This is a genomic window from Thalassorhabdus alkalitolerans (assembly GCF_042656525.1).
Classification (GTDB): Bacteria; Bacillota; Bacilli; order Bacillales; family Marinococcaceae; genus Thalassorhabdus; species Thalassorhabdus alkalitolerans.
The window spans coordinates 39,854-63,777 of the sequence record NZ_JBHSOZ010000009.1 but is presented as its reverse complement, the minus strand read 5'-3'; the positions used below and the strand labels follow the sequence as shown (position 1 = coordinate 63,777).

Below are 23,924 nucleotides of genomic sequence, written 5' to 3'. Positions count from 1 at the left end.
TTATTGTTGAGTAACTTGTACGTTTTTATTTTCAAAGAGTTCTTTTCTCTTGGCTTCATCCTCGACAATATCCTTCCATGGATCTTTAAGAGGTGATAACGCAACTTCCATCCGCTCTATTAATGCTTGTCGCTCCTCTTGGTCATCCATTACAACGGAACGGATATGATCAAGTCCTACACGCTCAACCCAGTGAGACGTTCTTTCGAGGTAGCGGGCATCCTCTCTGTAGTATTGTAAAAATGCGCTGATTGTATCTAGTACTTCTTCACTTGTTTTCACTTTACAAAGAAGGTCCCCGCCGCGAAGATCAACCCCGCCGTTACCTCCAACATACATTTCCCAGGCACCCTCTACGCCCACAATTCCTATATCCTTGATGCCTGACTCTGCACAATTACGGGGGCAGGCTGATACAGCCATCTTCACTTTGTGAGGGGTATTTAGCCGCTCGTATTTTTTCTCGATTTGTACCCCAAGTCCAATGGAGTCCTGCGTTCCAAAGCGGCAGAAATCTTCGCCTACACATGTTTTCACAGTCCTGATCGTTTTCCCATATGCATAGCCTGAAGGCATGTCTAAGTCGCTCCAAATACTAGGAAGATCTTCTTTCTTTACTCCAAGCAAGTCGATGCGCTGCCCGCCTGTAACCTTCAGCAGGCCTACTTTATATTTATCAGCTACATCAGCAATTTTTCTCAGCTGGTCTGAGTCTGTCACCCCGCCGTACATTCGAGGAACAACTGAGTATGTCCCATCATTTTGAATGTTGGCATGGACTCTTTCATTAATAAATCGGGAAGTATGGTCATCCTCGTACTCAAGTGGTTTTACCATACCGAGATAATAGTTGATGGCAGGACGGCATTTTGAGCACCCTTCATCATTTTTCCAGCCTAGAACATTCATTACTTCACGGGTGTGAGTAAGTCCTTTTTCTTTAATTTCTTCCACTACTTCTTCATGAGAATAATCGGTACACCCACAAATCGGCTCTTTCTGATCAGCACCAGCCACTTCATCACCAAGGGTAAGTGCCAGCACATCATTAACTAACGGTTTACACCCTCCACAGGAGCGAGCTGCATTTGTATATTGTTTAATTTCTTCTACAGTTGATAAACCTTGTTCATGAATGGCCTGGACAATGGCACCTTTGGATACCCCGTTACATCCGCAAATCGTTTCTTCGGCTGCCATAGATGCTACTGGACTTTCTGTGGCTGCATCTCCGTTTTCAGAAGGAAGAAGGGCTACTTTGTTCATTTCGGAGATGTCTTCTCCCTTTTTCATCATGTCAAGAAGACGAGGGGAATCTGAAGTGTCACCAAACAGAACGGCTCCAACCACTTTATTATCCTTGACTACTACTTTTTTATAAATTCCGTCAAATTCATCATGGACTCTGATCGCACGATATCCTTCTTGATCCTGAAATTGCCCTGCTGAAAACACGTCTACACCAGAAACTTTTAATTGAGTGTATACAAGAGATCCCTGGTATCCAGGCTTTAACTTGCGCTCTTTATCACACAAATGCTCTGCTAACACTTTTCCTTGTTCATATAATGGAGCAACGAGACCATAAGCTATGCCGCGATGTTCTGCGCATTCTCCGACTGCATATACATTTTTTGCGCTCGTTTCCATATAATCATTGATTACAATAGCACGGTTTGTTTCAAGCTTTGTTTTTTGAGCTAAATCAATATTTGGCTTTATTCCCACAGCCATGACGACAATATCGGCGTCGAGAACCTGGCCGTCTTTAAAGCGCAAACCTTCTACGTTTTCTTTTCCTAGAATACGTTCAGTTTGTTTTCCCATATGGAACCGCATCCCCTGGCTCACCAGTTCTTCTTTAAGCATCCGAGCAGCAGGCTCATCTAGTTGACGCTCCATTAAATGATCAGCCAAATGAATGACGTCAACCTCCATATCGAGATTTAACAAACCACGGGCTGCTTCCAAACCTAATAATCCACCGCCGATAACAGCTGCTTTTTTGTACTTTTTAGAAGCTTCAATCATTTTTTCACAGTCTTTAATATCACGAAATGCCATCACGTCTTTTTTATCTGCTCCTGGAAGAGGAAGCATGAATGGATTTGAACCGGTAGCGAAAATTAAGTGATCGTAGGAAGAACTAATGCCGCCTTCACTATAGACAACCTGGTTTTTTGTATCTATTTCTACTACAGGATCTCCGACATAAAGAGTAATATTGTTGTTTTTATACCAGTCGTAATCATTGAGAACAATGTCGCTTACACCTGTGTCCCCTTGAAGAACAGAGGAAAGTAAAATACGGTTATAGTTTGGGTGGGGTTCTTTTCCAAATACAGTAATTTCAAAGCGGTCTGGATTTCTTTTCAAGATCTCTTCTAAGGTTCTTATACCGGCCATACCGTTTCCTATGAGTATCAGTTTCTCTTTCACTTGTCATCCACTCCTCTTTCCTTCTTTTTTCTGGAGAATAAAAATTGTCAGCTGCTCGCCAGTTTCAGTGTCATGTCTTCCACAGAATAATTTATCTATTCTACATGCATATTTAACGAGTTAAAAAACAAAGTCTCTGAACCTTTCTAACCAGGATTATAGAATTCACCTGCCCCTTCTATTTTCATTAGGCTTTTGCCGCTTGAGATAACGAGCTTTCAGCTGTCAGCCACTCAGTAAATTCTTCTTTGCTGCTAAATACTAAGGAGATAGGCACCCCTTCCCTTTTCACTAGCTCTGCTGTCTCTTTTCCTATACAGAAAACAGATAAATATTCACCTGCCTGATCAGAGTCTATTCCTTGCTCTTTCATAAAATGGAGAAATGAGTGGGCCGATTCACAATCTGATAGAAGAAGTGTATCTGCATGTCCGTCATCAATCAGACGATGAAGCGTTTCTGAAAAGACTGATGAGATTTTCTTCTGATGTGTTACAGCAAATTCTTTGTTCATAGAACTAGATAATGAGAATCTGTCTTCCTCCCGGCCTAAAAATAAAGGTCTCTCCATTTTCATCCTGTCTCCTAACAGGCTTGATTGAATTCCATATGTTTGAAGCTCTTCTTGTGCCTTAGAATCAACTGTGTAAACAGTCTGCTGTACTTGTCTTACATCCTTGCCTTTACGTCCAAGACTCTTGATAAAGATTGAGATACTTTCTTTAGAAAGGAAGACTAATTCCTTAAAGCTATCTAGCTTTGACAAATAGGAGGTGTCTTTTCCTTCTATTACATTTTGACTAGGTTCGTATACATCTAATCTGGCTTCAGCAAGCATAGCTTTAAGATAAGAATGGTTGTTTCCTTCCGGAAGTATAATACCTTGGCTCACTACAGTAGAGCGTTCAAACCATTTCAGCTTTCTTCTCAAGCTGACAATGTCTCCCACAAGAGTAATGGCCGGATTGGCTATCTTCTGCTGAACCACTTTATTTGAGATAGTAGAAAGTGTTCCTTCTACTGTTCTCTGTTTGCCAAAGGTTGCCCATTCTACAACAAGAACTGGTGTTGTGGAAGGTTTCCCGTACGTAATGAGCTGTTCACATATATAAGATAAGTTCTTCATTCCCATGTAAAAGGCGATCGTATCAATTCCCTTTGCCAGTGAGTCCCATTCCAGCACAGGCTTACCATGTTTATCCTTGCTGTGACCGGTTACCATTGCAAAGGATCCACCAAACTTCCGGTGAGTAACGGGCACCCCTGCATACATAGGGGCTGCAATTCCGGATGTGATCCCCGGGACAATTTCATAATCAATCTCATGTCCTGCAAGGAGTTCTGCTTCTTCGCCCACTCTTCCAAATACTGATGGGTCGCCGCCTTTAAGCCTTACAACTTTAAGCCCTCGCCTTGCATATATCAGAAGCTGTTTTTGAATATCCTCTTGCCTTAACGTATGCTGGCACGGCTTTTTCCCGCAATAAACTAACTGGGCATCTTCCCTTGTTTCCATCAGTAAGATGGGATGAACCAAACGATCATATACAATTACATCTGCTTCCTGAAGCAGCCGTCTGCCTTTCACTGTCAGCAATTCTGGATCTCCAGGTCCGGCTCCTATAAAATACACAATCCCTTGTTTCATATTTCCCCACCTTTTGGTCTTCATCTTTGTTAGCATTAACGTTTGATGTGAAGTTCTTGATATAAAGTATTGTAAAGGAGGAAATGTTTGTTTTGTTAAATGGTGTTAGATAACCTCACACAAAAATTCCCACTACTCTTACTCTTGTGAAAAAACACTTTGTCGCGGGCGGGAGGAGGTAACGATTAGAACGATTCAGAATGAACAAGTGTGATCAAAAGGTATTCATGAAAAATACATTTTAATTGTTCACACTAGATCACCTCAGCTTTTTGCATAGTTTCCCATTACCCTCGAGTAACGGAATAAAAAAGACACCCGCCCTTCTAAGAGCAGGTGTCTTTCAAGAAACTCTCTATTATAATGTCACCGGTTTTCCAAAGCTTTCTCAAAAATATACTTCTTTTCAGGTAAAGGAAGCATACAAAAAGTATTCTTTGTTTCTCCTTTTTTCTTCATCTTCATAATAGATTGGCAGAAACCGCATGTATCATTTGCATGAATTAATGGATTTTCATCGGGAAACCAATCGTTTTCTTCTTTTACATAGTAACCGTGGAGCTTATAAATCGTCCCATCCTTTAACTTTGCAATTATTTCAAGGTGAGACCCTTGCTGAAGCTCTCCATCATTTGAATAGTTCGTAACTAGCTTTTCCTTTTTCTCTTCCAGACTTACATGTTCAAGCTTAAGAAAATCCTTTAATTCATTTGTTCTCAGTTCATGCCAGCCTTGTGTTTCCTGTCCAGTTTCCCGCAGATAATTAAGATGCTCTTCATACCTTGAAAGGTAGAGATGAACAGGCTCTCTTCCAGGCATACTACTTCCCCCCTTTTTCCTGCATTTTAACATATGGTTTAATTATGTTACTTTATTAACAATGAACATTCGAGCAACAGAAGAGTCCCCCTTACCAATAAAAAATTCTATAAGGACAGGTGAGCACCATTGTCAAAAGAAATGGATGGAATTAAACAACTTTCTTACGAAGAGTTAAAAGAGATCTATGAGAAGAGTGATCAGGATAAAATTTTAGTTGATGTCCGGGAAATAGATGAATATATTGCAGGACACATTCCTCGTATCCCGCTCATTCCTATGAGCGAAATTGCAGAGAAGGCTGGAGACTTTGATAAAAGCAAAGAACACATTTTTATTTGCCGAAGCGGCCGGCGAAGCCAGCAGGTGGCTCTCTTCTTTCAATCACAAGGAATCACTTCCTATAATTTCTCTGGAGGCATGCTTACTTGGGAAGGACCACAGGAAACAGGGGAAGAAAACATCGTTACAGAAGTAAAAGACATCTACAAATAAAAGGTGCCTGGCACGCCCCTTGTCTCTCCAAAAAAGAGGACGACCTTTTCAGGATCGTCCTCTTTACCTATTCTAAGATGAATATACTCCCTCGATTTCTGGATGAACCTGCTTGGACACATATTTGTGAAAGACCCATTCTCCCGCTGCAATAATAATTGCAGAAATAAGTGCAGGGATAAATGGTACTTCCGTTCCGTAGATTGGAATAGCAGCAAACCAGGTCATAAACAGGACAACAGCAAAGTCACTTATGGTTGCTGTCGTGTTATTGGCCTTCCTTAAAATCAATAAATCCCCAACAATATAAGAAACAGCCACAATAAGAAGAGACAATACAATGGTGCTCAGTACCGGGTAGCCGTAAAATCCGCTCAAAACAACAAGTAATACGAGGGCTACCATGGCAATTTTCATTGCTAACGCTTTGATGTGTGCCATAACTCCACCTCCTTGTCACATCACATACCCACTGTTTTCCAAGTTTAAAACCAAATTTCAAATCTCTTTCCAACTCTTTCTATATTTCTTTAATGTTACAAAAGTAATTCCAGTAATCCAGACTTTTGATTATAAAAACAAAAAAAACCTGCTAGCAAAGGGAGAAAGACAGCTACCCGCTTTTTTCCCTCTATTACATAATATTACAAGCAAAATAACAAAGATTACCTTTGTATAACAAAGAGATAGGATGTATTGTACCAGGAGTTTCAGGGTGGTACATTACTCATTGTAGTCATGACAACAACGAGCCAAGCGGTTAATTAAATAATAAATTTATGAAGAAAAAATAAGGAGGTGTAATCCAGTTTTATAACTGTCAGTTTAGGTTTCTTAACATAGAAAACAAACATAGGGAAAGTTATAAAATAGGATTAAACATATGAAGAAATTTGTAATTTCAGCAGCTTTAGCAGGTGGACTCTTTTTAGCCCCAACAGCAGCGGACGCAGCATTCGGAGATAACACATTACGAGTGGGCATGAGTAACGGGGAAGTTTCTCAACTTCAAGAAACTCTTAAAGAAGAAGGACATTTTAACCATAGTGTAACTGGTTATTTCGGACCAATCACGAGACAAGCAGTAATCGACTTTCAGCGTGAGCAAAATATTCAAGTAGATGGAATTGTCGGGCCGCAAACATTTGGCGAAATGAACGTGAGCGGAAATGGATCCAGCACAACCACTTCAACATCTTCAAATCAAACACAAGTAGCGGGAGCTTCTACTACTTCTAACGCTACAGGTATTGTAAACACAGCTAAATCATTACAAGGAACTCCTTATGTATGGGGTGGGACATCACCTAGCGGATTTGACTGCAGCGGTTTTATTCAATATGCCTTTAACCAAAATGGAAAATCAATTCCAAGAACAGTGTCCGAGATGTATAATGCTTCTACAAAAGTTTCTAATCCTCAGGTTGGTGATCTAGTATTCTTTGAAACTCGTACGGGTCCTTCCCATGCAGGTATCTATATCGGAAACAACCAGTTTGTGCACTCTGGATCTTCTACTGGAGTAACAGTTGCAAGCTTGAGCAACTCTTACTGGAGTCAAACTTACATCGGTGCAGGCCGCATATAAATTAATTCGGCTTAAATTTCTCTTCCTTCATCCCGTTCTGGGGTGAAGGCTTTTTTATTTATGTAATTTCACTTCCCCTTTCTTCTTACACTTAAAACTCCATTTTCTAAAAAACTTCTCTTAAAAGTAAATATTTATTTGAACAGGCAATCATGCTTATTAAAAATTCAAACTCTCCCTAGCTGACCTTTTTCAACACCATATCTAATTTGCAGTGCCTAGAAAAACAAGTCTTCTTACCATAGCACCAGTAGCTTAACAGAAAAAAGAAGACTCACATACGTAAGCCTTCCTCATATTTATATGGTAAGCCAGCTGGTTGGTGAACTGGATTCATAGTACACTTTTCCAAATTCTTTACCTTCTTGTTCTTTCTGCGCGTTAATTAAAACGACTAAGCAGTCTTTACAAGAATCGTCCACCCCTGTACAGCTAGCCGTTATCTCTTTTGTATTATCACTGGATGCCCATGATACCTCATGAACGACATGTAACTTTCTACGATGACAATAAGTCTGTTCCCGGTGTATATCCATATATTCACCTGCCTGTGGGGTTTCTTTTCTATTCCCACTTCTTAACTAAAGAAAACTTTTAAAGGGACCAAATTATGCTATTTTTTTACATCCTTTAATGCCTCTCCCTCTTCTTCTCCTTGAATTACTGATAGTGAGCCATCCGTCTCCAGCACTACTGCTTTTACATGATGTAATGAAGGCTGACCATTTGTTCTGACGGCTTGCTTTATTTCATCTTTGTTTATCCTTTCTTTTTTCATAGCTTCTATATTAAAATTCCCATCATAATAAAGTAATCGGGGTTCCGCTTTAATCATTCTGTTAACAGCAGAAACCCTGACAGAGAGCGAGGTGACTATAAATTGCAGAATAATAAGCATGGCTAAAGCCGCCACCCCTTCTGCATAGGTAACCTCTTCATTGAGAAGTATAGTGGCCACTGTTGAGCCTAGAGCTATAGTAATAATAAAATCAAACATATTCATTTTTGAGAGCGTTCTTTTACCTGATATTCTCAGCATGAATATAAGAAGGGGATAAATACACAACGAGATAATAACCACTCTTATGATTCCTTCCCAGTCCTCAAAAAACATGTTCCAATCCTCCTTCTTTATGAATGTAACTGATAAGCCTTTCCAAAGGAAGACCCCGGAGAGTACCTAAAAAAGATTAAAGAATGTTTATTGTTTTCTTTATTTACCTCTTTCTCAGACCTGAAACGTCTTTACCGTTTTCCTATACACGTCCCCCCACTCTGTCTCCTCTAGCCCAATACCCATTTGTTAAACGGCTTCCTTCGCAAAAATTAATTGTTTAACTGTGCAAAAAAGGTGGAAGAACATGTACAAACCGCACTGATAAACTAAGCTCAAAAAATCCAAAAAAAACACAGGAGGGATGACCGTGTCTAAAGAACAAAAAGGGAAAAGCGGAAGTAAATTAGTTACTGCCATAACTGTAGGGGCCCTGGCCGGGGCAGCCGCAGTATTGATCGACTCAAACACACGCTCTAAAGTGAAGGGCAGCACAACACAAATGAAAGATTCAGTGGCAAAAGTGGCGTCTGATGTAAAGGAAGATCCGGCTGGCACAAAAGATCAAATGATGGACCGTGTACAGGAAGCTACAAATGTATTGAAGGAAGCAGTAGATGGCTTGCAATCTCTATACGATAAAGCAAACGATGAATTATTTGATAAGGTATCTGAAGTAAAAGAAGATACCCAGGAAGTCATTTCCTCAGCTAAAGAAGCAGGGGAAGACTTGCAGGAAGTAGGAAGCAAGGTAAAAGAAGCAAAAGACGAATTAACAGGGAGCGATAATCAATCAGCGGCAGAAAATAACGGGGCCGTAAACAATATTACTGACCGCCCTGTTTAATATAGATTAATAGACCAGTGTGAAAGGAGAGGTGAAGAACATGGAACACTTAAAAGCGCTAGGAATTAAATTCGTGATGGTTGCTGTGGCTCTTTTCATAGTGTTAGGTTTCTGGGGAGTGCCATTTGCAGAAATTCTTATTACCAGCTTAATTCTTACTGCAGGCGCTTATCTATTAGGCGACCTATGGGTGTTCCCTTCCTTTGGTAACTGGACAGCCGCCTTCACCGATCTTGGTCTAGCTTTTGCAGGAATCTGGATTTTAGGCGCCTTACTGTTTCCTGGTATTAACTTGCCGCTTGCTGCGTTTGTATCAGCTGCAGTGATAGCAGCAGGTGAATACTTTTTCCACAAGTTTATGGCAAGAAAGGTACTGAACAGTAACAATCGTCATGTCAGAGAAGAAGCCCAAAGAGCTTAATAGAAAAACAGGCCACAGCCTACTCGACTGTGGCCTGTTTATTTTTTTTTAAGATGCTGACGTAAAATTCATGAGGTACTGCATGAATAGTAGATCCAAAAGTTTCTGTCACGTTATCCTGCACCTCTTGAAGAACCCGTTCTCTCTTACTTCTCTCAAACATTGACAGCCACGACAAAGAACCTACTCTCCCCTTCCATTCACAAGGAGTAAAGCTCACCTCATAGCTGAATTTAAAGCAGTCTGTTAACTCAAAGCTATTCTCTTTCCATTCTTCAAACCACTCGACTGGGAAGCTATTAATTAACTGAGTTGAACCTGATTTGGACCCTGGAGACGTCATCTTCTGATGGGGCATATGTTTTTTTATAACCCGCAACGTATTTCTGATCAAAAGGCTTTGCTTTGGCAAAAACCCTGAATCCATTACAAGGAAGGTGCCGTCTTCTTTAAGGATTCTCCTTACTTCTTGTAATGCTTTTTCTCTGTCAAACCAGTGCCATGCCCTCAGGACGGTAACGTAATCATAACGATTGCCAGGAAGAGCGGTGTTTTCCGCTGTACGGTTAAAATAAGTAATGGAAACACCTTCTTTAGTGTCTATTTTTCCACCGAGATCGGTCAGATCCTTTGAAGGCTCAATGGCAATAACATTAGCTCCTTGCTTTGACAGCCCGCGTGTAAGGACCCCGGTACCCGCTCCAAGGTCTGCAATGTTACTCCCGTTAACCTCTATCCCTCTATTGGAGAGTTTAGTAAAAAGTGTATCAGGCAAATCATTTCTCCATTTAGCGTAATCATGAGCTACTGAGCCAAAGTTTACTTTCCTTGTCACGCTATCCCCTCGCCCTTTATTGGATGTAATTATGTTCCTATAATGGCACTTGTAACATTGTGAAGGTTATTCTGCTTCTCTTTGACAAGCATATCCTTCTATATATTCCAAGGATGCTGTCATACTCTCGTTAATGGTTTCTTGTTTGTACCTGATATTTCCTTTGTTTTTATTTCAATTTCCCTCTACAAAAAAAGGTTGTCACCAATTGGGACAACCTTAACTTATTACTACTAGCTTGCTTGATCCGAGGTTTGAATCAAGCTTTCTACAATATTGGAAGCATGGTCTCCTATTCTTTCGAGATTACTTAGCATATCTAAATAAATCATTCCATTTGTACCTGAACATTCTCCTGCATTCAATCGTTCCACGTGTGCTTTTCGGTTCAGCTTTTCTGTCTGGTCTATTTCCCCTTCAATCTCTAAAACTTCCATAGCTATATTTACATCTTCCTTTTCTAATGCCATTAAAGCCTTTTCCACAGCCAGCGAAGTAATAGAAACCATGTGAGCCAGCCCTTCTTTTGCTTCATCAGAAAATTTCACTTTATGAACCATTGCATGTTCTGACAGCTCCATAATGTTTTCACAATGGTCGCCAATTCGTTCAATGTCTGTCACGTTATGCATAAGCTGAGAATGAAGCTCTGATTGAGTCGGGTTTAAAGAAGCTTTTGAAATGTGCGTAAGATAACTGATTATCTGTTTGTTTAAGTCATTTATGACTTCTTCTTTTCTTTTTGTAAGCTCCCCCTGCTTAGGATCCCTGCTGATCAGCATATCTGTAGAGTGGTGAACACATTCTCCTGCCAGTGACCCCATACGCAATACTTCGAGTCTCACTTTTTCTAGTGCAAATGACGGCTGCTTTAATAATTCTGGTTCCAGGTGCTTTGGCCCCTGCTCGACAATCTCATCTTCCCCTCTTATAATTTTTGGAATAAGGTAAGCGTACAAAGCAATTAGCGGCAGCTGCAGCAGGACGTTGACGGAGTTGAACAATCCATGGGCATAAGCGATTTCTCTTGCAATGTCGCCTCCAAGAGTAGAAGACATAAATAAAACTACTATTTGTACGACTGGCAGTATGATAAGGAACATTACTGTACCTATTACATTAAAAAATACATGAGTTAAGGCTGCTCTTTTGGCAGCAACTGTGGCTCCCAAAGAAGCCAGAACAGCAGTGATTGTCGTTCCAATATTGTCACCAAAAAGAATCGGGAGTGCTTGTTCAAGATTGACAAGTCCATCAACTGCCATAGTCTGAAGCACACCGATGGCAGCACTTGAGCTTTGAACCAGCATCGTAAAGAAGGCTCCGGCTACTACGCCTAAAATAGGGTTTTCGCCTAACGTAGCCATCATGTCCACAAATTGCGGCATATCCCTAAAAGGGTACAGCCCATCAGACATCGTACTAAGGCCAAAGAAAATCATTCCAAAACCAAAGAAAACTTGTCCAATGTTATTTATAGACTTCTTATTAAAAAAGAAAATTAAGAATGTACCAAATGCCAGAATCGGCAGAGCATAATCACCAATTTTGAAGGAAATCATAAATGCGGTTAGCGTTGTACCCAGGTTTGCGCCCATAAGCATGGGAATCGCTCTTCTAAAGGTAAGCAAACCAGCGTTAACCAGCCCTATAATCATAACTGTTGAACCCGTGGAAGTCTGGAGCAAGGCAGTTACAAGGGCACCGGCTATCACACCTTTAATAGGATTATCCGTGGCTTTCTCCAAAATACCACGAAGTCTGTCTCCAGCTGTGTTTTGGAGGCCGTCACTCATATATTTAATACCAAAAAGAAAGATTCCTAACCCTCCAAAAAATAAAAAAGCCATGGTTTGCATATCTATATCCATCGGTTGTTCCTCCTAAATTATCATTTCCATAGCTGATCATAACAACCGATTGTTAATAATATATAGATTCAATGTAAAGGTTTTGTAAATTTCATCTTTGTTTTATTAAACATAACTGCTGTCATTCTCGAAAATGGTGGTGAGAGGAAAAAAACAGGTGAAAAACGAAATATGATTTGCATTAATGGCGGTGAAGTTAAGAAAGTACACCGTCCGTAAGCCCCATCATTCCATTTCTGATCAACAAAAAGGCGTCAGTTATCGAAAATCGATAACTGACACCTTTTATTACTTTTCAGAGACCGTTTTGTCCCAGCTCTTACGTATTATTTCGTTCTAACTGATAAAAGGGAATCACTTTTCCAGGGAAGTAAGCAAACTTGTTCAGCTTCCTTACTCTTCACTCGTTCAATCCACTTTTGTTCCACCAGTCCTTTTGCTTTTAATATCGGGTCCTCCGTATGGGCTGCTGACAAGCTCTGATTTAACACCCACCAGCTGGGAAACAATTCTGCCCGCTTCAAGTCTTCCTGTAAACGGCTCGCTTCAAGAACTGGAGTTGCTTCCGGCAATGTTATTACCACGATGTCTGTTTGCTCAGGATCACGGAGCCGAGGAAGGAGCTTCTTAACCTCTTCAGGAACTTGTCCTGCCGTGCGCTCAAGTTCCTGATTATAAGACTCGGAAGCATCAAGAAGCAATAATGTATGGCCGGTAGGTGCCGTGTCTATAATGACAAATTCTCCTTCTGCTCTCGCCACAACTTTAGCGAAGGCCCTAAAAACGGCTATTTCTTCTGTACAAGGGGACATAAGGTCCTCTTTCAAAAAATCCATCCCTTCTTCATCCAGCTGGTCTTTTGACTGCGCAAGCACTTCTGATCGGTACTTTTGCACTTCAGCCTGGGGATCGATTGAACTTATACTTAAGTTTTCAGAAAGGTCATTTTCCTTTATAAACATGGAAAGGTGAGAAGCAGGGTCTGTTGTTGTTAAATGTACACGGTGTCCTTGTGAAGCAAGTTTCATGGCAATTGTTGCAGCAACCGTTGTTTTTCCAACTCCTCCTTTTCCCATGGTCATCACCACTCCAGCAGACTTGGAACTCAAATGGGTGATAAACCCTTCCAGTCCAGGCAGGTCTGTTTGAGACACTTCCTCAAGAGGAGTAACATCAGCTTTTTCACTGAAAAACCAACGAAGAGAATCAATGCCTGTTAAGGAGTATGGAACATATGGAAGCTGATAAACAGGTCTTTCTCCAAACAAGGATTCTGTTTCCTTTAATGCTTCCTGTTGCTTTTGGTAAAAAGCCTGAGCTGTCTCGTCCTCTATATCAGCAGGGGTATAAACACCATTAATAATAGCATGCTGGTTTGAAAGGCCCGTTTCTTTTAGTTCTTTAGCGGCCCTTACGGCCTCTGTCAGGGAAGAATAGTCCGGCCTTGAAACTAGAAGAAGCATGGTCTTTTCGTAGTCAGACAGCGCATGTACTGCAGCTTTGTAAAGTGCTTTTTTCTCCTCAAGTCCTGCGAGCGGACCTAAGCAGGACGCTCCGTGGGTACTTTCTTCAAGAAACCCTGACCAGGCTGCCGGGAGCTGGAGAAGACGCAGAGTATGTCCGGTTGGTGCTGTATCGAAAATAATATGATCATACTCATTTTCCAGCTTCTCCGTTGTCAGAAGGCCCGCAAACTCATCAAATGCTGCAATTTCCACTGTACAAGCTCCTGAAAGCTGCTCTTCCATTTGATTAATCGCTGATTCTGGAAGAAGGCCCCGGTATGGACCAACCACCTTTTCTCTGTACTGTTCTGCTATTTCCTCAGGATTAATATTAATAGCAAAGAGACCTGGGACCTTTTCAATATCTGTAATGTCTGTTTGGATTTCCTGTTCAAACACGTCCTGGAGATTAGAAGCAGGATCCGTGCTTACTATCAGCACACGTTTGCCGCTATCAGCCAGATTTACAGCAGCTGCACATGCAGTTGATGTTTTTCCGACTCCCCCTTTTCCTGTATAAAAGAGAAAAGGGGTTAAATCTAAATTCATAGGGTTAAATCTAGGATAAGTCATAGTAATGCTCCTTTAAAGCAAAGTAATATTGTTCCCACTAGAAGGCTTGGATGATATTTTATCCTCACTGAGCCCACTCCACTTGGCAAATTCCTGGTTTGTCGGGTACTTCCCTGTTTTCACAATTGTCCCATCAACCATGACAGCCGGAAGGGCGTCGTCCGCTCCCTTTTCGTGTAACAGCTCTTTAATCGCTTTTTCTTCAATGAAAGCTTGCGGCTCTGATCCTAGGTTAAACCTTCTTATATCTATATTTTCTTTTTCGAGCATAAAGATTGCTGTCGCTACTCTTGTCAGCTCAGGATCTACACTTGGACCACAGACTCCTGTGTCACAGCACATCGCAGGATCGTATATTCGAATAATTCCCATTCAGATCACTCCTTTTATTCCTTCCCCGTCTCGGCAAACCTCTTAATTCTTGTACCGATTTCATCACGGACCCGCTGGAAGAACTTCCACTGTTCTTCATCTGTCCCCTCCGCCTTTGCAGGGTCATCGAATCCCCAGTGTTCCCGCTCTTTGTTTGGAGGCGTTGCCGGACAGACATCATTTGCATGGCCGCATAAGGTCACAACTAGATCTGCTTTACTTAATATATCCCGATCAATGGTGTCAGACGTTTGATTTGAAATGTCAATTCCTATTTCTTTCATAGCCTTTACAGCCTTAGGGTTCACTCCGTGAGCTTCTATGCCCGCTGAATAAACCTCATACCTGTCCCCTAAATAATGGTGGCCAAACCCTTCTGCCATTTGACTGCGGCAGGAGTTGCCTGTGCACAAAAAATAAATAATGGACTTTTCCATTTACCATTCTCTCCTTTTATATCATTGATAATATAAGAAGCCATAGATACAGACCTACAAGGGTGATAAAGAGAGTCGGCACGGTAAGGATAATCCCTACTTTAAAATAATAACCCCATGATATCTTTACACCCTTTAACGCAAGAACATGAAGCCACAGCAACGTAGCCAGTGATCCTATCGGGGTAATTTTCGGTCCTAAATCAGCTCCTATAATATTGGCATAAATTAATGCTTCACGCAGAATTCCAGACGTATCTGTTTCGGCTATCGCCAAAGCATCAATCATAACGGCAGGCATATTATTCATGACAGAGGAAAGAATCGCTGCGATAAATCCCATTGAAATGGTAGCAACAAATAACCCTTCATCGGCTGCAGCCTGAATGACCACAGCAAGTAAATCTGTCAGACCGACATTGCTCAAGCCGAAGACGACGACATACATCCCTATTGAAAATACCACTATGGCCCACGGTGCACCTTTCATGACTTTCCCAGTATTTACGGCAGGGCTTTTTCTTGCCATGATAATAAAAAAGATGGCAATTGCACCGGCTACAAAGGAAACCGGCACCTCAACAAACTCACTGACGAAGTATCCTGTAAGCAGAAGGCCAAGAACTACCCAGGATAAACGAAACATTTTATCGTCTCGTATCACTTCTTTTGGTTTTTTCAGCATCGACATATCATAGTTCTTCGGTATATCTTTTCTAAAGAATAAAAAAAGCACTAAAATACTGGCGCCTAAAGCAAAAAAGTTCGGAACAATCATTCGTGATGCATATTCTACAAAGCCGATATTAAAAAAGTCAGCTGATACAATATTAACGAGGTTGCTGACGACTAATGGCAGCGACGTCGTATCTGCAATAAATCCACTCGCCATAATAAAAGGAAAAATCATTGCTTCTTTAAAATGAAGAGCCCGCACCATCGCTAATACAATAGGTGTCAGAATCAACGCCGCTCCGTCGTTAGCAAAGAATGCCGCAACGATTGAGCCTAATATGGTTACGTAGATAAACATCCGGACACCATTTCCTTTGGCAGCCCTTGCCATATGTAACGCAGACCACTCAAAGAAACCAATTTCATCTAAAATAAGTGAGATAATAATAATAGCTATAAACGTTAACGTTGCATTCCATACGATTCCTGTCACTGTCGATACATCTTGAAAGCTTACAATCCCGGCTGCCAAGGCAAGCACTGCTCCAATAGCGGCAGACCAGCCAATGGACAGACCTTTGGGCTGCCAGATGACCAGCACTAATGTAAACAGGAAAATAAGAACTGCAAGTACAGTGGTCGTCATTTCCTACTCCTCCTACTAGTCACACCGAATACGCAACCCATTCTGTGCTAAATCATCAAGCACTGCTGTCTGATCTGGTATATATGACAATATATCCTCAATTACCGGGTATAGATCAGTTTCTTTGTTAAGTGAATAAAACATCCACTGTCCTTTTCGTTTTTCTTTTACGATCCCCACATCTCTAAGCTTTCGTAAATGTTGACTGATGGCTGGCTGACTGACTTGAAAAATTTCAACAAATTCACACACACAGCACTCACTATTCTCAAGCATTTTAAGCATCCTTAACCTGTTTTGGTCTCCCAGCAGCTTAAAAACTCTCGCTGCGTCTGCAAACTCAATCTGTTTAACCTTTTTAACTGACATAGGCCGTTCACCTCCTAAACCTAGGATAACAAATCATATAAGCATATACTAATATGATAATGAAATGTAATTAAACATTTACAATTTTTACTGATTTAGTTCACTTATACGAAATGGAAGTTCTTAATATCGAGGTTCGTGTATAGGGAGGGACATAAAAACAGAACGTGGAACTTAAATTCTAGAAACTAGTGCTGGAGGCCCTAAGCTTGAGACAGGGTCATTTTTCCATATCAACTAGTACTTAATATAAACAAACATTTTTTTCGGAGAGCTCTCCAGCTAAATTTATCCTTCCAACACGTGAAAAACCCGAATATGGACACTTTTTATATGTGTCCAATATTCGGGTTATGAGTCATGTCTGCATTTTTTTTACTTTCTAATTACACGGAGAATGATCGAAACAATGGCTATGAAAATAATGGCCCCTAATAGTGCCGGGAAAATAAAAATGTCACCGAGTTCAGGTCCCCACTCTCCAAAGAGATTGCCTCCTATCCAGGCACCTACTACACCGGCAACAATATTGCCGATAATACCTCCTGGCAAGTCTTTACCTAAAATCATGCCGGCAATCCAGCCAATAACACCGCCTACAATTAATGTAATTATTAGTCCCATTTTCCTATACTCTCCTCTCTTTCTAATAATGAAAAAGAAGAATAATATCTTCTTAGAAAGAGCTATTCCTCATTTAAAGCTTAATAAATCACCTTTTTTTATGAAAAAATTAGTGAGAATGTAAAACTATTCATGCAGACACTGAAAAAATGTCAATAAGCCTTCTGTCGTTTTTTGATTATTATGTTTCCCCCTTATCCTGACATTTTATTTTTTATATTATTACAATATTCAACCTAATATTACATTTATATTTCAATTGACCATATCTGTTGTTCACTATAATGAAATTTTAGTAATATTTAGATAACACATTTAACGGATATTATGGCGGGAGGTGGCCTCACCTGTAAGGTGAGGGAAAAAATGAAAAAGTTTATGATTTCTACAATTTTTGTAAGTACATTGCTTTTAACACCTAAAGTTGCTGATGCTGCTCTCGGCGATCAAACACTGCGTATTGGAATGAGAGATAACGATGTTACTGAGTTACAGGAACTTCTTAAACGAGAAGGACTGCTTCGCGGCGGCGTGGACGGAATCTTTGGGCCACAGACCAAGCAGTCGGTCAAGGACTTCCAAGCACGCAAAGGGTTAACGGTTGACGGCATTGCCGGCCCTCAAACTTTCAGTGCTATGAATGTCAGGAGCTCTTCAGCTGCCTCTTCATCTTCATCATCGAATTCCAGCTCTTCTACCTCTGCTCAACAAAGCAGTTCTTCTTCAAATAATTTCAGCTCGACTCTTAGACAAGGAATGCGAGGAAGTGAGGTCTCAAGCTTGCAATCAGCACTTAAGGACAAAGGATTTCTGCAGGGAAGTGTGGACGGTGTATTCGGGCCCCTAACCGCCCAGTCAGTCCGTAATTTTCAGCGCTCTGCCGGTATTGCTGTTGACGGCATTGCCGGTCCTCAAACGTTTAATGCTCTAGGAAGCAGTGCTGTTTCTAATAGCAGCAGTAACAGTAATTCCAGCAGCTCAGCAGCAAGCAACACATCTGCATCTAACCAGCAGAGCTCAGGTTCCTCCACCATTGAAAGCACTATTCGTACAGCCCAAAGCTTAACAGGTACACCATATGTATGGGGAGGCACAACCCCAAGAGGGTTTGATTGCAGCGGCTTTATCCAATATGCTTTCAAGCAGCATGGAGTAAATCTGCCCAGAACAGTCGCTCAAATGTATAACCAGCTTACAAGAGTTTCTTCTCCTCAAAGAGGAGATATTGTATTCTTTAATACAAGCTCAGGACCATCACATGCCGGGATCTATTTAGGTAACGGGCAATTTATTCACTCGGGAGCGTCCACTGGTGTTATTATTGCCAGCATGAGTAATTCTTATTGGGCACCAAGATACTTGGGAGCGGCAAGAGTAAATTAATCACCTACATATAATACTAAAACATCATGAACATATAGTTAAAATAGGCACCCTGTCTTTCATAGCAGGGTGCCTATTATCTGTTACACCTTCTTATAGGAAGCTGCATACTTCCCATTATCAGGAACGGCAATTTCCTGAAAGTTTTCTACCAGGCTTCTTAATCCTTCCTTTAATTGGTCACCTGCCATAGGGAGGCCGTGTCCTGTAACAGCCACTGCCGGCTGCAGTTGATTTATTTTTTTCACAGAATCCTCTGCCTGAAACCAATCTGGTGTAAAGTACCTTGGCGGCCCGCTGATTTCTTGCTCTTGTGTTAAGACTTTATAAAGGTATTCCTGTTTCACTGTGACAAATGCATCTCCCGCTATCAATGCCCGGTCTCTCTCACGAAAGAATGAGACATGCCCCGGAGTATGTCCAGGAGTATGATGCCATTTCCATTCCTTCAGAAACGGAACAGTGCCATCCGGGGGAAGCTGTTGTACATGATTTCCCAAATCTACAGGTTCATTAGGAAACATTCCCGACAGCTTAGCAACCATCCCTCCTTCTACACTCGGATCAGGCTCTGGATAGCTTTTATTTCCTTGGAGAAAGGGCAGTTCCTCTTTATGAGCAAAGACAGGTACTTGCCAGTGAGTAATTAATTCAAGGATTGCTCCTACGTGATCAAAGTGACCATGGGTTAAAAAAATAGCTTGAGGCCTGGCACCTTCCCCGAAAGTCTCTTGGACAGCTGCTATAATTTGCCTGGCTGAGCCAGGCATGCCTGCATCTACTAGGACAAATTCCTTTGTATTTGGAGAATCACTTATAAAAGCAATGTTTACAATTTGAATCGTCTTGCTGTAAATATCCGGGAGCACTTGGACACTCAAGCCGTCTGCCAGTGATGTAGCCGGTATGATCTTATAATCTCCCCCCAGGTGCATTTCTTTTTCCACTTTACCTCCACCTTTCGTCTAACAAGCAACGTCTTTATTATCAGTCCCTGTCCTCCCTTTTATGTAAAAAGAACAGCTAAAGGCCAATCACCATTTTTAAGCAGACCGCAGACCAAGGTATGGAAGTGATTTTGTTTTTCAACACCACGCAGTACGCTTTTGGGGCATGAAATACTCCAAAAGAAGACACTATGAATAACAAAAAGCAGACCAAAAGTTAAAATACAATGATCTGCTTGGTGGCATAGATGTTATCTGCTTTTCACCAAAAGATTAACGGCTTCTTGAATAAGCTCTTCTGTATTTTCATCTTTTTACATTTGTTCTCTTACATTTTCTAAATTTGAACTAACGACAAGACCAATGCCTCTGTCCAAGGCATTTCTCTCTGCTGACATTTGGCTGACTAGATCTTTGCAGTCTTTTTCTTCCTCCATCATTCTAAGTGTTCCTGTGACTTGTCCTTCTACTCTTTTCACTCGATTTTTCATCTGGCCGTTATATTTATCATGTACCCATCCTAGTATACTTTCAAGTAGGAGAGAAAGAACGCAAAAAAGAACCCTTTGAAGGGCTCTTGATCTTTAAGAATGAGGATCGCTTTCTGCTATTGCCTGCAGCAAAGAATAATTTTCCAGATCCAAACCAACTTCCATACCCATTGCTACATTGGCAAGCTCTGAACCGAGATAAGGGCCAACAGTAAGACCCGAAGCCCCTAACCCATTTGCAATAAGAAGACCTTCTTTTTGAGGAGCTTTCCCTATTACAGGCAGAAACCCAGGAGTCATAGGCCGAAAGCCAACTCTTGTTTCAAGGAAAGTGCTATGATAAAGACCTGGCGCTACATGTAGTGCCTTTTCAAGGATCCCATGCACCCCGCCAGCCGTTACTCTGTTATCAAACCCTGCCTCATCCTCGTGAGTTGCCCCCACGATGATTCTTCCCTCTTCAAACGAGAGGAGGTAATGATTGCTTGGCGGCATGACAACTGGCCACTTGTTAGTTGGTACATCCATTTCAAGGTGAACAATCTGGGCTTTCTGGGCGGAGACCAACAGATTGATCCCTAAAGGTGCCACTAACTCTCTTGCCCAGGCTCCTGCTGTGACAATTACCTGGTCTCCATATATTTGATTTCCTTCTACTTCTACTCCCGTTACCCTGTCTTTAGTAAAAAGTAAAGATGCGTCTCCGTAAGTGATCGAAGCTCCTTTTTTTTCAGCCGCGTTTATAAGAGCCTTACATAAGGCTCTCCCATTCACTCTTGCCCCTCCGCTGACATGGACAGAGCCATACTCTTCCGAGATTGGCGGAAAGAGAGATTTCGTTTCAGCAGGGGAAAGCAGAGTAATCTCCCCTATTTCTGGAGCATCCTCTCTTCGTTTCATCGCTCTTTCTACTGTTTTTTTAAGCTTCTGTTCATCGGTATGAAGACTGATTGCTCCTACCTTTTCATATCCTGTCTCGTATTCGCCTTCCTCGGCAAGCTCTTTGATTAGCTCTGGATAATACTTAGCTCCGTTTTTCGCCAAATGATACCAGGCTTTGTTTCTTCTTTGAGTAAGCCACGGACAGACGATACCAGCAGCAGCGTCAGTCGCCTGGCCAGGACCTCTCCGGTCAACTATTGTAACCCTGGCCCCGCTTTTAGCTAAATGATAAGCAGCAGAAGCTCCTAATATTCCTGCTCCAACTACTACATATGACGTCAATTATATGCACCTCGTTCCTGAGTTCTCGTGGCTATTTTACCAGCCTTGCCCCTGTGAACAAAGCCGTCACCCCCAAGTATGTGAAAAAATTGCGGGAGGTGCTCCCTATGTGCTTCCATCATTTCTTTCACAAGCTGTTTTGAAGTCCGAAGAGATGGTACTAAAGGATTAGCATACATTGCTTTTACTGCTTCTGTAACGTCACCGCTTACAGCTGCACTGACTGTTTTTTCCTCAAACTCTTTCAACTCTTGAATCAGCCTATACCCCTTAGATGGAAGCTTACCTGCATTGCATGGTACAGGACCATCTTTTGTAATGAAACAGCTGACTTCAACAGCTGAATCAGAAGGCAAGGATTTAATTGCTCCATTATTTCGAGTATTCACTGCTTGAATATCACCTTTGTCTGTGTAAATGGAAGTGATTAAGCGTACGGCAGCTTCCGATTAGTAGGCCCCGCCCCTTTCCTCAAGCTGGTGAGGCTTTACAGCGAGAGATCGATCTTTATAGAGTGTAAAAAGATCTTTTTCTATTTCCTTCACTACTTCTGCACGTGTTTTGCTCTGGGCTGCTTCTGTCTTGCACACTTTCACGATATCCTCGGTCTTTATATAGTATTTATAATATGGGCTGGGCAGAGCTTCTAATTCCTTAATAAATTCCGGCTCCCACCCCAGCCTTTTTATATCCTTTTTCATAAGCTCTATCTGTGGAGCTGTCAGGAGGTTATGTATTTTTTGCGTAACGTCCACTCCATCAACTGATACACTAAGTCCAAACACCATGTGATTCAAACCTGCAAAATCAATATGAATTCTAGAAGATGGGTGCACATTCAGTAATTTTGCTACAGCTCTTTCCATTTTGACAGGGACATTGCACAGCCCAACTGCTTTCTTAATGTTAGAATGGCGAAGAACGGCTTCAGTAATAATACCAGCGGGGTTGGCAAAGTTGATCAACCATGCATCTGGGCAAAGCTCTTCCATGTCCCGACAGACATCTAATACGGCTGGGATTGTCCGCAGTGCTTTAAAAAAGCCTCCAGGGCCAGTCGTTTCCTGGCCCAGAATACCATGTTTTAAAGGAAGCTTTTCATCTTTGACTCTCGCATCCAACAGGCCGATACGAAACTGCGTAATCACAAAATCAGCACCTATCAGTGCTTCTTTTCTTTTTAAAGTCTGAATAACCTCAATGGGCAATCCTGCTTTGGCAATCATCCTTCTGGCGAGGTTCCCGGCTATTTCCATCTTTTCTCGTCCTGCTTCAATATCTGTCAGCCACAGCTGCTTAACGGGAAGAGACAGGAAATTTTTAATAAGCCCTTCTACAAGTTCAGGAGTATAACTGGATCCGCCTCCTATGACTGCTATTTTTACTCCCTTTCTCATGCCCTGTCCTCCACAATTTTATCTATTCTCTCTATCATCTGTTTCTTTCTTTGATATGTCAAATATTGGCGTTTGAAAGGAGCAGTTAAAGAACCGTTTTTTCTTGCTGGGCTTTCCATTCATGATATTCGTCTGGCCGAATTAAACATCGATCGAGTGCTTCTTCTATCTCAGACTGCTTCATATCAATTCCTATAATAACTAATTCATTGATTCGATCTCCAAATTCATGATTGATTAACTCAACCGCTGTTTCAGGCTCCTGATCAACCAGTTCCTTCTTCTCTTCGTTCGGGAGTGCCGCTGCCCAATAAGCTGCGGGTTCTAAAGATACGGAGCTTCCTGCTTGTGACAACAGTACTGCGTAGTCATGGTGTGTAGACAACCATGCCATTCCTTTCGCCCTGACCACTTCCTTCGGGGTGGATGAAAGCCAGGCAGTTAGTCTTTCCGTGTGAAAAGGCCAGCGTTTTCGGTACACAAAGGAGCTTATGCCATACTCCTCTGTTTCAGGTGTATGATTTTCCATTTCCAGTTCTTTCAGCCAGCCAGCTGATTGACTTGCATGTTCAAAATCAAACAGACCAGTACCCAGAACTTCAGAAGGTTCAATGCGCCCATACATCGTTTCAATTAAATTGGCTTCGGGCTGAAGCTTTTGTAAAAAGGCAATCAGCTTTTTGCGGTCTTGAGGTTGTAAACAATCAATCTTATTTACTATAAGAACATTGCAAAACTCTACTTGGTCAATAAGTAAATCCACAACGTCTCGCTCATCTTCCTCGTCTGCGTTTTGTTTCCTATCTATTAATGTTTCCCCTGATGAATAATCCTCCCAAAAGCGATTAGCATCTACTACTGTTACCATTGTATCCAATCGGCATTGTTCACTTAAGTCGATTCCCATTTCATCATCCAGGTAACTAAACGTCTGGGCTACAGGTATTGGTTCACTAACCCCTGTAGATTCAATCAAGATGTAATCTATATCTCCTTGTTGCACCAAACGGTTTACCTCAACAAGCAGGTCTTCACGTAATGTACAGCATATGCAGCCATTTGATAGTTCTATCATTTTCTCCTCTGTGCGTTTAAAGCCGCCACGTTCTATTAAATCAGCATCAATGTTAATTTCACTCATGTCATTTACAATGACTGCGACTCTTATCCCATCCCTATTTGCTAATATATGATTTAATACAGTCGTCTTGCCTGCCCCTAAATAGCCGCTTAAGACTGTAACCGGTACTTTTTCCATCTATCT

At 41.5% G+C, this 23,924-nt stretch carries 22 protein-coding genes and 3 pseudogenes; 6 read left to right on the top strand and 19 right to left on the bottom strand.

Annotated features, from left to right (window positions below; translation table 11 throughout):
* From nirB to ACFPU1_RS14625, 3 genes are all read right to left on the bottom strand, one after another.
* Positions 1–2,439 carry a nitrite reductase large subunit NirB gene (gene nirB, locus ACFPU1_RS14635; RefSeq protein WP_385942535.1) on the bottom strand — a complete coding sequence of 813 codons (2,439 nt, stop codon included), beginning with the start codon at positions 2,437–2,439 and terminating at the stop codon, positions 1–3.
* A 187-nt stretch (positions 2,440–2,626) separates the two neighbouring features.
* Entirely contained in the window at positions 2,627–4,087 is a 1,461-nt protein-coding gene (gene cobA, locus ACFPU1_RS14630) for a uroporphyrinogen-III C-methyltransferase (protein ID WP_385942533.1), read from the bottom strand.
* A gap of 366 nt (positions 4,088–4,453) precedes the next feature.
* Positions 4,454–4,906, bottom strand: coding sequence for a hypothetical protein (locus ACFPU1_RS14625; RefSeq protein ID WP_385942531.1), 453 nt, complete (start codon positions 4,904–4,906; stop codon positions 4,454–4,456).
* A 129-nt stretch (positions 4,907–5,035) separates the two neighbouring features.
* Between ACFPU1_RS14625 and ACFPU1_RS14620 the strand changes: the two genes are divergently transcribed.
* Positions 5,036–5,401, top strand: coding sequence for a rhodanese-like domain-containing protein (locus ACFPU1_RS14620; protein ID WP_385942529.1), 366 nt, complete (start codon positions 5,036–5,038; stop codon positions 5,399–5,401).
* A 72-nt stretch (positions 5,402–5,473) separates the two neighbouring features.
* Here the strand turns inward: ACFPU1_RS14620 and ACFPU1_RS14615 are convergent, their stop codons facing one another.
* On the bottom strand, positions 5,474–5,842 hold the full coding sequence (locus tag ACFPU1_RS14615) for a DUF2512 family protein (RefSeq protein ID WP_385942527.1): 369 nt from the start codon (positions 5,840–5,842) through the stop codon (positions 5,474–5,476).
* Between the two features lie 442 nt (positions 5,843–6,284).
* Between ACFPU1_RS14615 and ACFPU1_RS14610 the strand changes: the two genes are divergently transcribed.
* Entirely contained in the window at positions 6,285–6,989 is a 705-nt protein-coding gene (locus tag ACFPU1_RS14610; RefSeq protein WP_385942525.1) for a C40 family peptidase, read from the top strand.
* Between the two features lie 299 nt (positions 6,990–7,288).
* Here ACFPU1_RS14610 and ACFPU1_RS14605 read toward each other — a convergent pair whose 3' ends face one another.
* Complete coding sequence (locus ACFPU1_RS14605; RefSeq protein WP_100400675.1) at positions 7,289–7,525, bottom strand: hypothetical protein; 237 nt, start codon at positions 7,523–7,525, stop codon at positions 7,289–7,291.
* Positions 7,526–7,602: 77 nt separating this feature from the next.
* Complete coding sequence (locus ACFPU1_RS14600; RefSeq protein ID WP_385942523.1) at positions 7,603–8,103, bottom strand: DUF421 domain-containing protein; 501 nt, start codon at positions 8,101–8,103, stop codon at positions 7,603–7,605.
* 310 nt (positions 8,104–8,413) lie between these two features.
* On the opposite strand from ACFPU1_RS14600, the gene ACFPU1_RS14595 reads away from it, so the two are divergent.
* Together ACFPU1_RS14595 and ACFPU1_RS14590 are read left to right on the top strand one after the other, a co-directional pair.
* Positions 8,414–8,890 (top strand): hypothetical protein, encoded by a 477-nt coding sequence (locus ACFPU1_RS14595; protein ID WP_385942521.1) that lies wholly within the window; start codon positions 8,414–8,416, stop codon positions 8,888–8,890.
* Positions 8,891–8,930: 40 nt separating this feature from the next.
* Positions 8,931–9,311 (top strand): YndM family protein, encoded by a 381-nt coding sequence (locus tag ACFPU1_RS14590; protein ID WP_385942519.1) that lies wholly within the window; start codon positions 8,931–8,933, stop codon positions 9,309–9,311.
* Between the two features lie 19 nt (positions 9,312–9,330).
* Here the strand turns inward: ACFPU1_RS14590 and ACFPU1_RS14585 are convergent, their stop codons facing one another.
* The 8 genes from ACFPU1_RS14585 to ACFPU1_RS14550 all read right to left on the bottom strand — a co-directional run bounded on the left by ACFPU1_RS14585 (position 9,331) and on the right by ACFPU1_RS14550 (position 17,218).
* Positions 9,331–10,146, bottom strand: a complete 816-nt coding sequence (locus ACFPU1_RS14585) for a class I SAM-dependent methyltransferase (RefSeq protein ID WP_054636530.1) — start codon at positions 10,144–10,146, stop codon at positions 9,331–9,333.
* Positions 10,147–10,379: 233 nt separating this feature from the next.
* Positions 10,380–12,017, bottom strand: a complete 1,638-nt coding sequence (locus tag ACFPU1_RS14580; protein WP_385942516.1) for a Na/Pi cotransporter family protein — start codon at positions 12,015–12,017, stop codon at positions 10,380–10,382.
* Between the two features lie 326 nt (positions 12,018–12,343).
* Positions 12,344–14,095, bottom strand: a complete 1,752-nt coding sequence (arsA, locus tag ACFPU1_RS14575; RefSeq protein WP_385942514.1) for an arsenical pump-driving ATPase — start codon at positions 14,093–14,095, stop codon at positions 12,344–12,346.
* Positions 14,096–14,107: 12 nt separating this feature from the next.
* Positions 14,108–14,467 carry an arsenite efflux transporter metallochaperone ArsD gene (gene arsD, locus ACFPU1_RS14570; protein WP_385942512.1) on the bottom strand — a complete coding sequence of 120 codons (360 nt, stop codon included), beginning with the start codon at positions 14,465–14,467 and terminating at the stop codon, positions 14,108–14,110.
* A 14-nt stretch (positions 14,468–14,481) separates the two neighbouring features.
* The gene (arsC, locus tag ACFPU1_RS14565) at positions 14,482–14,904 is read right to left on the bottom strand and encodes an arsenate reductase (thioredoxin) (protein WP_385942510.1); all 423 of its coding nucleotides are present in this window, start codon (positions 14,902–14,904) and stop codon (positions 14,482–14,484) included.
* A gap of 16 nt (positions 14,905–14,920) precedes the next feature.
* A complete protein-coding gene (locus ACFPU1_RS14560; protein WP_385942508.1) occupies positions 14,921–16,225 on the bottom strand; it encodes an arsenic transporter in 1,305 nt (434 codons plus the stop codon).
* Positions 16,226–16,240: 15 nt separating this feature from the next.
* Positions 16,241–16,594, bottom strand: coding sequence for an ArsR/SmtB family transcription factor (locus tag ACFPU1_RS14555; RefSeq protein ID WP_385942506.1), 354 nt, complete (start codon positions 16,592–16,594; stop codon positions 16,241–16,243).
* A gap of 375 nt (positions 16,595–16,969) precedes the next feature.
* The gene (locus tag ACFPU1_RS14550) at positions 16,970–17,218 is read right to left on the bottom strand and encodes a GlsB/YeaQ/YmgE family stress response membrane protein (protein WP_385942504.1); all 249 of its coding nucleotides are present in this window, start codon (positions 17,216–17,218) and stop codon (positions 16,970–16,972) included.
* A gap of 327 nt (positions 17,219–17,545) precedes the next feature.
* Between ACFPU1_RS14550 and ACFPU1_RS14545 the strand changes: the two are divergent.
* Together ACFPU1_RS14545 and ACFPU1_RS14540 are read left to right on the top strand one after the other, a co-directional pair.
* A pseudogene (locus ACFPU1_RS14545) lies at positions 17,546–18,088 on the top strand (peptidoglycan-binding domain-containing protein); the annotation flags it as partial.
* A gap of 162 nt (positions 18,089–18,250) precedes the next feature.
* Positions 18,251–18,601, top strand: coding sequence for a C40 family peptidase (locus tag ACFPU1_RS14540; protein ID WP_385942609.1), 351 nt, complete (start codon positions 18,251–18,253; stop codon positions 18,599–18,601).
* Between the two features lie 83 nt (positions 18,602–18,684).
* On the opposite strand, the gene ACFPU1_RS14535 is transcribed toward ACFPU1_RS14540, so the two are convergent.
* From ACFPU1_RS14535 to ACFPU1_RS14515, 5 genes and pseudogenes are all read right to left on the bottom strand, one after another.
* Positions 18,685–19,548: an MBL fold metallo-hydrolase gene (locus tag ACFPU1_RS14535; RefSeq protein WP_385942502.1), complete on the bottom strand. Its 864-nt coding sequence runs from the start codon at positions 19,546–19,548 to the stop codon at positions 18,685–18,687.
* Positions 19,549–19,799: 251 nt separating this feature from the next.
* Positions 19,800–20,039 (bottom strand): annotated as a pseudogene (locus ACFPU1_RS14530) (metal-sensitive transcriptional regulator).
* A 93-nt stretch (positions 20,040–20,132) separates the two neighbouring features.
* Complete coding sequence (locus tag ACFPU1_RS14525; RefSeq protein WP_385942500.1) at positions 20,133–21,263, bottom strand: NAD(P)/FAD-dependent oxidoreductase; 1,131 nt, start codon at positions 21,261–21,263, stop codon at positions 20,133–20,135.
* Positions 21,264–21,346: 83 nt separating this feature from the next.
* Positions 21,347–22,660, bottom strand: a pseudogene (locus ACFPU1_RS14520) (6-phospho-beta-glucosidase); the annotation flags it as partial.
* Between the two features lie 85 nt (positions 22,661–22,745).
* Positions 22,746–23,918: a GTP-binding protein gene (locus ACFPU1_RS14515; protein ID WP_385942498.1), complete on the bottom strand. Its 1,173-nt coding sequence runs from the start codon at positions 23,916–23,918 to the stop codon at positions 22,746–22,748.
* Between the last annotated feature and the right edge of the window lie 6 nt (positions 23,919–23,924).